The organism is Ruegeria sp. CL5 (assembly GCF_056536485.1).
Window position 1 is genome coordinate 263184 of sequence record NZ_JBQFPS010000006.1, and the last position, 12255, is coordinate 275438.

12 protein-coding genes, 1 tRNA gene and 1 pseudogene are annotated in these 12255 nt (G+C 51.5%); 8 read left to right on the forward strand and 6 right to left on the reverse strand.

The genetic code is table 11. From position 1 onward, the window contains the following. Window positions 1–174 precede the first annotated feature (174 nt). From ACR0IU_RS12735 to ACR0IU_RS12745, 3 genes are all read left to right on the forward strand, one after another. Window positions 175–1497 (forward strand): mechanosensitive ion channel family protein, encoded by a 1323-nt coding sequence (locus ACR0IU_RS12735; protein WP_480716508.1) that lies wholly within the window; start codon window positions 175–177, stop codon window positions 1495–1497. Further along, the gene (locus tag ACR0IU_RS12740) at window positions 1494–3107 is read left to right on the forward strand and encodes a mechanosensitive ion channel family protein (RefSeq protein ID WP_480716509.1); all 1614 of its coding nucleotides are present in this window, start codon (window positions 1494–1496) and stop codon (window positions 3105–3107) included. The genes ACR0IU_RS12735 and ACR0IU_RS12740 overlap by 4 nt, the downstream gene beginning before the upstream one ends. A 124-nt stretch (window positions 3108–3231) precedes the next feature. Beyond that, on the forward strand, window positions 3232–3732 hold the full coding sequence (locus ACR0IU_RS12745) for a hypothetical protein (protein WP_170361923.1): 501 nt from the start codon (window positions 3232–3234) through the stop codon (window positions 3730–3732). Window positions 3733–3743: 11 nt separating this feature from the next. On the opposite strand, the gene ACR0IU_RS12750 is transcribed toward ACR0IU_RS12745, so the two are convergent. Continuing rightward, window positions 3744–6512 (reverse strand): AsmA family protein, encoded by a 2769-nt coding sequence (locus ACR0IU_RS12750; protein WP_480716510.1) that lies wholly within the window; start codon window positions 6510–6512, stop codon window positions 3744–3746. Between the two features lie 616 nt (window positions 6513–7128). On the opposite strand from ACR0IU_RS12750, the gene ACR0IU_RS12755 reads away from it, so the two are divergent. Further along, window positions 7129–7341, forward strand: coding sequence for a hypothetical protein (locus ACR0IU_RS12755; RefSeq protein WP_480716511.1), 213 nt, complete (start codon window positions 7129–7131; stop codon window positions 7339–7341). 214 nt (window positions 7342–7555) lie between these two features. Here the strand turns inward: ACR0IU_RS12755 and ACR0IU_RS12760 are convergent, their stop codons facing one another. Continuing rightward, the gene (locus tag ACR0IU_RS12760) at window positions 7556–7744 is read right to left on the reverse strand and encodes a hypothetical protein (protein ID WP_480716512.1); all 189 of its coding nucleotides are present in this window, start codon (window positions 7742–7744) and stop codon (window positions 7556–7558) included. Window positions 7745–7803: 59 nt separating this feature from the next. Beyond that, window positions 7804–7983 carry a hypothetical protein gene (locus ACR0IU_RS12765; protein WP_480716513.1) on the reverse strand — a complete coding sequence of 60 codons (180 nt, stop codon included), beginning with the start codon at window positions 7981–7983 and terminating at the stop codon, window positions 7804–7806. Between the two features lie 329 nt (window positions 7984–8312). Here ACR0IU_RS12765 and ACR0IU_RS12770 point away from each other — a divergent pair, with 329 nt between their 5' ends. Further along, window positions 8313–8702 (forward strand): plasmid mobilization protein, encoded by a 390-nt coding sequence (locus ACR0IU_RS12770; protein WP_480716514.1) that lies wholly within the window; start codon window positions 8313–8315, stop codon window positions 8700–8702. Further along, complete coding sequence (locus ACR0IU_RS12775) at window positions 8699–9940, forward strand: hypothetical protein (RefSeq protein ID WP_480716515.1); 1242 nt, start codon at window positions 8699–8701, stop codon at window positions 9938–9940. The genes ACR0IU_RS12770 and ACR0IU_RS12775 overlap by 4 nt, the downstream gene beginning before the upstream one ends. A 222-nt stretch (window positions 9941–10162) precedes the next feature. Here the strand turns inward: ACR0IU_RS12775 and ACR0IU_RS12780 are convergent. Further along, window positions 10163–10238, reverse strand: a tRNA-Trp gene (locus ACR0IU_RS12780). A 132-nt stretch (window positions 10239–10370) separates the two neighbouring features. On the opposite strand from ACR0IU_RS12780, the gene ACR0IU_RS12785 reads away from it, so the two are divergent. Next, window positions 10371–11075 (forward strand): lysophospholipid acyltransferase family protein, encoded by a 705-nt coding sequence (locus tag ACR0IU_RS12785; protein WP_480716516.1) that lies wholly within the window; start codon window positions 10371–10373, stop codon window positions 11073–11075. A gap of 66 nt (window positions 11076–11141) precedes the next feature. Here the strand turns inward: ACR0IU_RS12785 and ACR0IU_RS12790 are convergent, their stop codons facing one another. Beyond that, window positions 11142–11348, reverse strand: coding sequence for a hypothetical protein (locus ACR0IU_RS12790; protein WP_010443359.1), 207 nt, complete (start codon window positions 11346–11348; stop codon window positions 11142–11144). Between the two features lie 369 nt (window positions 11349–11717). Between ACR0IU_RS12790 and ACR0IU_RS12795 the strand changes: the two are divergent. Continuing rightward, window positions 11718–12058: pseudogene (locus tag ACR0IU_RS12795) on the forward strand (RidA family protein). Between the two features lie 87 nt (window positions 12059–12145). Here the strand turns inward: ACR0IU_RS12795 and ACR0IU_RS12800 are convergent. Then, window positions 12146–12255, reverse strand: a 110-nt coding sequence (locus ACR0IU_RS12800) for an EF-Tu C-terminal domain-related protein (protein WP_480567056.1), incomplete at its 5' end; no start/stop codon positions are given.

Here is a 12255-nt window from a genome sequence, read left to right on the forward strand (position 1 = left end):
TTGCAATGAATTGGTAGTCCGCTTTTTTGAACAACCATCCTTCCGAACCAAGTGGATGTGAAGCTGTTTTTTCAGACGGTATTTGTCACAACAGAATATTCGATTTTGAATATAAAAGTGGATTTATGGCATCCCTGTATGTTCTCCTTAGCGATTAAAGAGGGGGACGGATAAATGAGACGACTATTCAATATCGGGCCAATTTGGCTATTTCTTTGCATGGTGACCCTCACAGGCGCTTTTTCTGCCAACGCCCAAGAAACGACGGATGCGCAGGAAGCTGTCGAAGTAGAGCAAGACGAACTTCTTGATAAGGTCGTTGATACATCCATTTCGGGCGAAGATTTGGAGATCCTGCTTGTTCCGTTGACGGCAGATGAGCTTTCCGAGGTCGCGGGCACTTGGCAAGGAATTGTGCGCTCGCAACTCGAAGAGGTCGCCCAGATTAATCTCGGTCTTCGGACAGCAAGTGGGGAGCAAGAAAACGACCTCCGGTCACAATTGGCGTCCCTAAGTGACTCAGGATCGGCGCTTTTGAACAACTATCGGTTGGTGCTTGAGGCGTGGACACTGAAAGGGGCCAAGGCAGAAGACCTGCAACCCCATTCCGACTACATCCTTGCATTAAAGGCAGGGGCGCTCAAAACAACTGACTTTCAGACACTATTTCAAAATGCTTGGGCCTGGTTGTTCTCCTGGGAAGGGGGCGTGGGCCTTTTGATGGCTGTTTTGGGTGTTTTGCTAGCCGTGTGGGCCATGATGTTTGTCGCCCGAATGGTGCGCCGTGTCACCGAACGCGGTTTAGAAAAAATTCCGACTATTTCGAGGATGCTGAAGAGATTCATCGCCACAGCAGTTTTCTGGGCTGTGTTCGTTCTTGGGATACTCGTCGTCTTGGCCTTATTTGGAGTGAACGTCACTCCTCTTTTTGCCGTTCTTGGTGGCTTGTCTTTCATCCTGGGCTTCGCGCTTCAGGAAACCCTAGGCAATCTTGCGAGTGGTCTGATGATCATGGTTTTGAAGCCATTTGATACCGGTGACTACATTCAAGTCGGAGGATCATCCGGCTTTGTGGATGAGATGTCTGTGGTTTCCACGAAGATCCGTACATTTGACAACCAAATCATTATCGTCCCGAACAGTAAGATCTGGGGCGACGTGATTACCAACGTCAGCGCCTCAGAAGAACGCCGGGTCGATTTGGTCTTTGGCATCGCCTATTCAGACAACGCGGCGCAAGCAATCGACGTTCTCAAGGAACTGGTTGCTCAACACAATCTTTGTTTGAAGACACCCAAGCCCGAGGTTTTCGTCGGCGAGCTGGGAGACAACTCTGTCAATATCTTCTGTCGCCCGTGGTCCAAATCAGACGACTATTGGACGGTCTACTGGGACCTGACGGGGCAAGCGAAAGAACGGTTTGACGAAGAGGGAATATCTATACCTTTCCCACAGCGCGATGTTCACCTGATACCCGTTGAGGGAGCAAAGTCATGAGAGCTTTTGTAGTTTGGTTCACGACTGTTTTGTTTGCCAGCAGTGTCGCGCTCGCCCAGTCAGAAGAACCGCTTGTTCCGACTGAAGAAAGAGAAGATTCCGAATTTGTTGCCCCAGTGATTGTGGATGGAGAGGAACTGTTCGTCGTTCGTGGTTCAAGTGCCCTTCCAGCAACTGAGCGGGCCGACAAGGTTGCTGAGCGCCTTTCTGAGGTTGGCGATGCTTCTCAGAGTTCGAGCGTAAATGTCGAAATCATGGACTCTGAGTTCGGTAAACTCATAAGAGCCGACGGTCGGATGATTACAACGACGACCCAAGCGGATGCCGAATATGAACAGATGGACGTGGAGAGTTTGGCCGCACTACAGGCCGAGGCGGTTGAAACCGCGATCCTGCAATATCGCAAAGCGCGATCAAATGAAGGGCTGGTAGACAGTGCGATTGCTGCCGTTGCCTGGACGGTAATCTTTGCACTGGTTTCATATGCGTTCTTCACCAAACGGCGAAAGTTGTTGGACTACATTAGAAGCAACTTGGAAAAGCGAGCAGAAGGGTTTGAGGAAGCCACAAAATCGATTTTGAGAAGCAAGGCTATCGCCGCCATCATCGTTTATGCAATCCACGTTTTGATGTGGGTCTTCTTCCTTTTTTTCTTCTATTACTATCTTTCCCTTGTTCTGCTTTCTTTCGCACAAACGCAGGGCATAGCCCAAATCCTATTGAAATATGTCAGTGAACCGCTGGTCACTGTGGTTCTGGCCATTGTCGGTTACGTTCCAAATCTGATCATGCTTGCGATTATAGCCGCTGTGACTCGGCTGGGAATTCGAGGCCTCGATCTTTTCTTCGAAAACATTGAGAGCGGAGCCTTTGAGCTAAAGGACTTCGAGGATCATTGGATTGCACCAACAAAAATGCTGTGCAGGGCTTTGTTCATCGTTATCGCGTTGGTGTTTGCGTACCCTTACATTCCTGGTTCCGACTCTCGCGCCTTCCAAGGTTTGACTATTCTTGCCGGCATCATGGTGTCGCTGGGGTCTAACACTGTTGTTTCAAATATGATGGCCGGTCTGTTTGTCATCTACAGACGCAGCACCAATGTGGGTGATCGAATTCAGGTCGGTAACAAGATCGGCGACGTAACAGAGATCAAACTGATGGAAACACTCATCAAATCGATCAAAAACGAGATGATAAGTATTCCAAATGCCCAGCTGCTCAATTCCGAAGTTGTGAACTACTCACGAAAAGTGGATGGTCGGGGGCTTTTGGTGCACACGACGGTGGGGATTGGCTACGAGGAGCCTCCCAAGAAAATCAAAGCGATGCTGATTGAGGCGGCACACCGAACGCAAGGGTTGAGAAAGAGCCCGGAGCCATTTGTGCTTTGGACCCAGTTGGCAGATTACGCGATCAACTATGAAATCAACGCGTACACTTCTCGTGGATCGAGTTTGCCAAAAATCTTGTCGGATCTTCGCGAGAACATTGTCGATGTTTTTAATGAAAACGAAACTCAAATAATGACTCCGTCTTACATCGCTGATCCACCGGAACCCAAAATACCTTCAGCTGATTGGGATGGTGAGCTTGCTCACATATCTGACTAACAACTCGTCAGGGTCATCTATGAAACTTCAAAAACGCAATACCACCGTCATCGGATTGGATTGATTGACATTGCGCAATGATTAGAATCAAACAAGAAATCTTCAGAACTCAGTGAGGCTCCGGATGATCAAGTGGGTACTTTCCGCAACTGTAGTGCTTCTGCCTGGGTTTGTTCACGCAGCCGGGATGGAACAGTGGGGTGAGTCCGGCGACTGGGCAATTCTCATCGATCCAGAAAAAGGCAACGGTTGTCTCGCGTGGAGAGCCTTTGAAGACGATATGACAGTAGAAATTGGCGCTGCACCAAACCAGGCTGGCGGCTTTTTTGCCGCCTACAATCCGGCCTGGGTTCAAGTCGAGGACGGTGCGACAGGCATAGTAAGATTTGATTTTGGCGATGCGCAGTTCGAAGGTGAGGCCGTAGGTGTCTACAAGAATGGCGTGCCCGGTGGCTACGCATTTTTCGACAATCCGGCATTTGTAACCGAGTTTGGAAAACGCCAAAGCGTTACGATCATTGGCGAAAGCGGAGCCGAAGTCGAACTCGATTTAAGCGGATCCGCAAAAGCCATTGAGGCCGTTCTGGCGTGTCAGGCCGAACAGCCGGAACCACTGAAGAACTAGGACGCGTCCAATTATTGCAATTGATTGATGTCCGGCACACATGGCTGCCTGTTTACTGGCATTTCATCAGCACCGACCGGAGCCTTGTTTCTGGACCCGCCCACATCCAGCTTGAATTTAGGCGACGAAAGCTGGCCCGTAACATCAAAGGGCCAAGCGCTTCGGGAAAGGGGTTTGCCCACGCGCCGTGGCTCCGCTCGTATTGCAATCGTATCGTTCAGCCAGTCGACTTGTCCCCTGGCCACCAACTGAACCGAAGCTGTCTCAATGACGATGGAGTTTGTGCTTACCTGCCCGGCTTCAATATTAACAGGGGCCACGACGCAAGTGATGTCGGTGTAACCTTGCCGCAGCTCTTCAGAGAACAGCCAAGGGAAAATACCAAGCCCCGCCAACTCCAGCAAACTGGTGCTTACGTAGCCTTGAGACATTGACAAAGACGCATTGCCACGCATGGAGTTGATGAACGCCCTGCCAGAAGCGGTACTGCCCGAAACGTTGAATTCACCACTCAAACGCCCGTAGGCATCAATTCCAATCCCTAACTCATCAAGGATCTCACCGAACTCCCACCCTGAGGTCGACCCCGACAATGAAAGCCAATCAGGTGAGTCAATCAGATCCATGACCGCCCGCAGGCTGAAGGTTCCGCCGCCATAAGCTATCTGAAGAGGTCCGAAATCCACGGTTCCGTCTTTTGCAGACAATTGACTGGAAACAGATGTTACGCCTTGCTGGCCTACAATCTCATTGAATTCGATCTGTACCTCGACGTCAGCTTCTCGCAGCACGCGTTGCACATCCAGAAGATCGGCAGGTTTCCCTTTTTCCTTTGGCAACACCAAGGGCTGGACGTTTGTCTCCTTCGGCAAAACCAAAGGCTGAACTTCGGCTTCAGGTTCTTTTGGGGTCTCCCCTACCAGGCTTTTCAATTGGTCCAGCACGGCAGTCAGGTTCTTCAGGTCGTTGAGATCGAGCCTCTCGCTGGTAACGTAGCCGCGAACAACAGAAGAGCCATCCGGAAATTTTGCATCTAAAGCCGCTAGAAGCTGCGAGGAGCCAGCTTCGAACTCGATTGCAGCTTTAAAGTCCTCGCCCTGCTTTGAGGTTTCAGCATCAATGCCGAGTGCGCCAATTTCGATACGTTGAAGGTTGAGCGCGTTCAGAAATTGAGCACCATCGCCCACATCCAGGTTCACGTCGAAATCAAGCCCGGCCAGCCCTTTGAGCTCATTGACCGACAACGCAAGGTCGAGCGCCCAAAGATCGGTGTCGTAAGTAGTCGCGTTAAAGCTGTTGAGTGAAACCGGCCCGCTCGCATTGGATATGTTGAAATCGGCTTTGATGCCGCCGAATTGGTCAACATAGTCTTCATCGAGATCGTGCAAAATCAATTTGGCAGGCCCATTCAGCATGCCATCGAAGCTCACGTCCTGAAGCTGAAGCAGGTCGAGTATTTCGCCTTGGGCTTTTAGTACCGGCTCCTCAATTGGGCCGGCTTGCAAGGTAATGCCCAACATCGCGAGGCGGCCATCCGGCATGCGGCGAATGCTCTCGATAGAGGCTGGGCCGATCACGTCCAACCCTTGGTCAAAGGCGTTGGTTTCGAACAGTAGCTTCTCGAATTCGAAGGAGGCGAGGGATCCAACCATATGCATTTCAAAGCCAGTGAACTTCAGATCTTGGATACTCTTTGCTGCTTGAGGCGGCTGCCCCTCTGGGTGAAGGCGCGCATTGAAAAGCAGATCGACGCCTTTAGCTGTATAGAGGTCATCTATCGAACCTTCAGCTTCGAGTTTTTGCCCATCTTCAAGGCTTACGGTTGTAGTAAATGCTTCGATCTTTAGGGCGTCCTGAGACACAAGCTCAGCTTGCAACTGGCCATTACCTTCCAGAACGCGTTCCAATCCCATGACATCGAGAAAGTCACCGAATTCGCCAGTATCCATCTCCAGGACAGCCCGGTAACCGCCACCTTCGTCTTCCGCGAATGGCTCGCCATCGTAGCGGACAGTCATTTCTCCAAAGTTGGCTCTCGTCGTAAACGGCGCGTCATGGGGATAGTCGCCCTTGATTTCAAAACCTTGACCGTTGACCGAGCCGGAACCAGAGACCTTTGTTCTTTTTCCGTTATCTACTTGTTCAAGCGCAAGCGACTGAAGGTCAAACACAAATGAGAAGCCCGACACCTTGTCGTCGATGTTTAACCCGATTGATGTGAAATTGACGTTCTTGTCGCTGAGAAAAGTAAGAATCCCACTGTTTTCTTTGCCACCAACTTCGGACGTTTCGATTTCGGCCTCAGCATCCTGATTGTCCTCTGCAAGCGACCCGTTGGTTTGAGGCGTTGGCATTGGTCGGCTTTTTCGCCAGCTTGTTGTCCCATCAGAGGCTGTAAGAAAGTTTGCCTGAAGACCGTCCACCAAAAGGTTGTCAAAGTGCAGACGTCCGTTGGCCAAGGCGGCAACGTCCAGTTCCAGTTCAAGCAGTTTCAATTCTGCAAGAGAGGTCTCTGGCATTGTCTCGCTCGGGATGACCACGCCGCCGACATAGATGTGGGTAATGCGACCTAGTGCGACGCTAACATCGTCGTTGACAAGAAGCGGCTGTCCAATTTGCTCCGAAAGAACCTTTTCCACAAGGTTGCGCCGCATATCTGAGAACAACGGTGCAGCAAGTAGCAACCAAACAAATGCGATTGCTGCAAAAGCGAGAAGCGCAACGAGCCCAAGTATCCTAAACAGCCAAGTTCTCATTTGCTTCCCTGTGATCGCTTTCATAATTCAGTTTAACCGCAAATCGGAAATCTCCAATCTTTCTGGCAACTAAGGATATAGTGATTGCTACGTCGCGTTGGTTGCGTTCGTACGATTACATCCTATTTTCTGAGTTTTGGTGGCCTCTCCCCCAGGTCAGCTTGTTCAAAACGAAAGTCCATGGGTTTGTGCTGTGCTACCGGAAGTGTCCCCGCTCGCGATTAGATTTTCCGCCCTTTGATCACATAGACGGGCTGAATGCGCCTGGCAGTTTCATCAGCTCTGTCGGGACGTTGTCTCCGATTGTGCTGTGCGGTCTTTTTTCGTTGCTGGTGTTCAGTCGTCCTGACAGATGGAGATAGACCTATAGTCCATAGTTCCTTGGAGGCAGAATACTCCGGCACTAGTAATTGCGCATGCAACGAACGGCAGCTTCGATTCGCCCCAGTGCGGCATCAAAGTCGACTTCATAAAACTTGAAAAGGGCCGTCCTCGAAACTTTGCAAAGTCAGCTTTCTGCGCATTTCTGACGTCTACAGCCGGGAGGCCCGAAAAGGCCAAGGGCAGTCAGTCTCTTTTTTACGGTTCCTTGTATCTACCCGCCCATTTACTTAGCGATTAAAACAAGGAGACCTGCAAAATGACTTATCTGAAACTATCGGAAATCGAAGATTCCATTGCGCATTTGGACCACTGCTCTAGCCGATGGTGGAAAGCAGCTCAGGCCCTCACAGGGCGTCGAATGGTCGAACTCTTGGAGGAAATGGGAGACCGTTGGAATCCCAACGACTCAGGACTGGGCAGTGATGGTATCGACATTGAACAAATCATTGCTGATTCCATAAAGTCGTGAAATCACATCCCCAAACGGCTATAATATGAAACGTCTTTCTTTGCTTGGACGAACGCTGCCCAAGCTTTCATCAACCCAAGTGCAGCCGTACGATTCACCTGATTGTTAACTGGAACCTTATGGCCTATTGAAGCCCGCAGAGCTTCCCCCAGATGTCTGTTAATGAGGTTTGTTAGTACAAACCCCATCCCGAACAGCCCCATGAATAAACGGCTCATTTCTTGCCCCGCAAAAGCTCAACAGAGTGGGCAAAAATAGCAAGCAAAGCTCCCTGTTGGCGTACCACTTTTGCCAATTCCGTAGCGATCAATTCTTGCTGCGCGTGTTGCTCACGAAAGTACGTCTCAAAAGCTCTCTTAATTTCAAAGTATTCTTCGGTCTCAATCGTAGATCTTTTTATCATATCTGGCCTCCTTGACCTGCTTTTCAGGTGTGCAGAAGGAGACGCAGCGCAACCCATCGTTAATATTTCCGAAACCCTGCATGATACTCAGGATCAGGCCTCGGCAGATTAGTAACCTCGCCGTACTTCTTCAGAGCGCGGGCAAGCACAGCACCTTGAGCCTTCACGACAATCTCTGCTGCGCCCTTTTGATCTTCCGGCTCCTTGAAGCGTCGATAGGCGATATGCGCCTCTCTCATCGTCTCAAGAGCTGCCGCATCATGGAGCTGGCGTTATCCATGATCACCAATCACCAGCCTGACTAACAATCGTTGAATCCACTCTTTCCTTGTCATGCAATGGCCCTCTTACCCCCTAGGCACCGATGGCTCCTTTTGACCCTTTGTTCCCGTTATCCACACGACGCATTTGCTTTTTTCGGATTTCCGACAATTTAAAATTCAGAAGCCCGAATAAGGGAAGCAAGTGGGACCATTCACCCCCCGAGGGGGGCGACTGGACACTTGCAAAGGGGAGGAAACCTCCCCCTTGACCCCCGAGGGCCACATTTAAAAAAAAAGGATTTTTTATGGACCCTAAAGACCCTGAGACCCCGCTGGACCCTGTAGCCCGCAGACCCCGCCAGTTCAAAATGCGACTTACCGAGGACGAGGCCAACCAGCTCAAGACTACCGCCCACAAGCACGAGCTGACACAGGCTGATTACGTCCGAAAAGTGGTTTTCGGGACGACCGCACACGGCCTGCCTAATGCCACCAAGTTACAGGATATCGCCGCGAAGTTGGCCGGGATCGGCAACAACATCAATCAGGCGATGGCCGCAGTAAACACCGCCCAGAAAGACGGCACCCTGAACGCTGATCAGTTCGATGCAATGTACAAGATCATTGCCGAAGCCCGCCGCATCTGGCTTGAGCCATTGGACGAGCTGAGAGGCCAGCTCGGCAAACTCAAGTGATCATCAAGACCGGCACCATATCTGCGGGTGATGGCAACCGCATTTGCGCCTATGCCATCCGGCAGGGTGAAAACGAACGAGTCCAGGTATTGAAAGACTCGTCCGCTGAACTTCTGGTTGCTGATGAATTTGCAGAAGCCAAAGGCCGAAAAAACGGACTTTTACATGTCATCATCAGCCCTGATAAAGAACTGACACCCGACGAGCTGGGCGCGACCGTGTCGGCGATCCGCGAGGATTTCGGTTTCAATCATGATGATCCTGAAACGTTGGCGATGCACGAAAGCAAGCGTGCCGATGGATCGACCCAACAGCACTATCATTTGATCCGTCCAGCCGCAGATAGCCAGACTGGGAAGACCTACAAGCTTTTCAGATCCAAATGCAAAGACGAGGCCGTCAGCCGACGCATGGAGCTTGAGATGGGCCATAAGATCACGTCTGGCGCTCACAACCAGTTTTCAGAAATGCGCCTACGCGAGCAAGGTCACGACGAGCTGGCAGACAGGCTGGCCGCAGCTCTGGGGGAAGACAAACCCCGCGCCGCTTACAGCCACGACGAATACCAGCAAGCGAAGCGAAACGACTTCGACCTGCCTGCCCTTCGCCAAAGCCTGAAGGAGCTGGCCGAGCTGGACCGTTCAGATCAGCCGAAAGCACTAGCCGAACTGATCGACCGTCAAGGCTTGGAGCTGGCCAACGCTGTTCAGGATGGCCGAGGCCGTAGCCGGATCAACATCGAGCTCGGCGGCGACCTGAAGCCCCACAACGCAAACCGCACTTTGCGAGTTAAAGCCGCAGACGTGGCCAAATTCATTGAGAAAACAAGGGAGAAACTGCATGACCTCAGATCCGACAAAGAACCATGTCTCGCAATCGAGCGAGGCCCCGCTTCGGGATCTACTCTTGGTGATCATCTCGGGACAGGAACAGATTCACCACAGCAACCAAGAAATGATCCGTCGCCAAAACGCACTGTTGAAGGTGCTGGCGGCGATAGCCAAGAGCTAACAAGTGAAGCGGTCGAGCTCGCGGTTGCCGCTACATACCTAAAATCAGAAACCCGACAGTTCGCAGCCAACAGGAGTAGCGATCTGACTGCTGCCGATCTGGATGCACCGCCCGATATCAATGATCCCTACATATTGAAGAAGCTGGCGGCAATTCTGAAGCGACAGATGGCCAAGGCCAACGCTATTATGTCGCTCGCGTTTCGTTTTGCTGCCGCTGATAAGTGAGGGGTCTTGGATGCATGCCAAGATACCAGTGCTCACGCACTAGATGATTCTATTTGTGTTCATATTCAACTATCACCACAAGAAAATCGAACCCAAGCTGCAAACCGTTTCAGGCGACTAGACGCAATGGAATCAGGTTCTGTTTTTTTGAATAACGCACAAAAAACCGCACAAAAAATTTCGTGCAGGCAAATACAAACGCGTCTAAGTATTTGATTTTAATGGCAGGGGCAGCAGGGTTCGAACCCGCGACCTACGGTTTTGGAGACCGTCGCTCTACCAACTGAGCTATACCCCTAGGCTGGGCCATCAGATATGCCAGAGGCGCAGCGGACTCAAGAGGATTTTTGAGTTTTTGCCTCCGACAAAAAAGTTGCACCCCGCGCACAGTTCTTTAAGACAAGGTTCGGCTAGCAAAAGGAGCGCAGCCTTGAGCATCCGCAAGAAAATCGCCGACAGCGAAGCCGTTCTGAACTGGGTCGCGCGGCGAATTGCCAGCTATATCAGGATGGTCAATCGCAACACAAACTGGCGGCGCATAGGATACGAAGAACTAGATCAACTGGCCGAACAAGGCGAACCCGTCATCGTGGTTCTCTGGCACCAGCGTCTGGCTCAGTCGCCTTACTTCTTTCCCTTGGACAAGGGCCGCATCTGCTCGATCACCTCTGCTGCCCGCGCAGGCAGTATGGTGGGCCGTGTGCAGAAATTGTTTGGTATGGACACGATCGCGATGTCCAGCCGCAAACGCCACGTCGCCTTGTCCCGCGAGGTGCTCGGAAAAATGAAACAGGGCATCTCAATCGGAATCGCCGCCGATGGTCCCCGAGGTCCTGAACGGGTGTCTTCAACTGTACCGCTGGTGTGGGCGCGGACGTCGGGCAAACGTGTCTTTGGGATCACCTATTCCGCCAGGCACGGGCGCGAAGCAGGAACCTGGGATCGTCTGCTGATGCCCCGCCCCTGGCGCAACGAAGGCGTGTTCCTGTGCCGTGAGTGGACCGACCCAGTTCCGCGAAAGGCAACCGAAGAACAAATAGAAACGCTGCGGTTAAGTCTCGAGCGGCATATGAACGACATCACTGCCGAAGCCGACCGCATGATGGGGCGGGAGCCTTGGTCCAAAGGCACTTGATAACTCTCCAACGCAATAATGCCCAAACGGATCAGCCCGCACCCGGCTATTCCCAGTACCTGCGAATCATGATTTGTATCTGGCACTGACCCGTTGTGCGCTTTCTGATACGTCAGCAAGCTTGATGTCGAACCGTTTTCGCTCACGACAAAAATCGCTGACATTGCAATCAACTTCGTGGTCATTTCCGCCTAGAACCGCGTCTCGCATATCCTCCAGATCCTTGCTGTGAAGGATTTGAGTTCCATAGTTGATGAATTCAAAACTAAACATGATTTCCCCCTGATCTCAGCGGTTCGCCGCTTCCGCGTTCCACGTCACTCGCTGCATTTCACAGGTGGGTTTTTAGTCTTTGATTGGGGTGAACGTCTGATTAAGAAAAGCCCCATTCGTGTTTCTATTAATCTCGGCATTGTGGCCTAAAATTATTTGATGAAGAATCTCCTCACCATCCCCGATGTATTCGAGGAGTTTGGTGTATCTTCAATGATCCAGAGTCCTTCTTCAGAACATATGTTCACGCCAAACTCGATCACCCCTAATTCATTTTCGCTGAAACCCACTCAATAGAATTCTGTTTGCCAAGCAAGGCATCTTGTGACCAAGAACAACCATACCAAATCTAATACAACGAGAATGCCCATGATTGAACGCATTGATACCGGCGAACGGTCCTCGAAAATCGTGAAGCACAACGGCGTGGCCTATCTGACTGGACAAGTTGCCGAGGGTGAGACGATTCAGGAGCAGGTTCGGATTGCCTCAACAAAATAGATGCCCTACTCGTACAGGCGGGATCGTCACGAGAAAAAATGCTGCGCGTCACGATATGGCTGGCTGATATGAAGGATTTCGCTGGTTTGAACGAGGTTTGGAACGCTTGGGTTCCAACAGGCCACGCCCCTGCACGCGCTTGTGGTGAAGCCAAACTGGCACGCCCAGAACTGAAGGTAGAATTCATAGTGGACGCTGCCTGCGACTAAATTCGCTGCAAACGAATAAGGCCGCCCCGGTTTGGGACGGCCTTCTTTAGTCTCACCGATGTGCCGGGCTGAATCCCGGCCTACTGATTACTCGATGATTTTCGACACGACGCCGGCGCCGACGGTGCGGCCGCCTTCGCGGATGGCGAAACGCAGGCCGTCTTCCATCGCGATCGGCGCGATCAGCTCGACGGTGA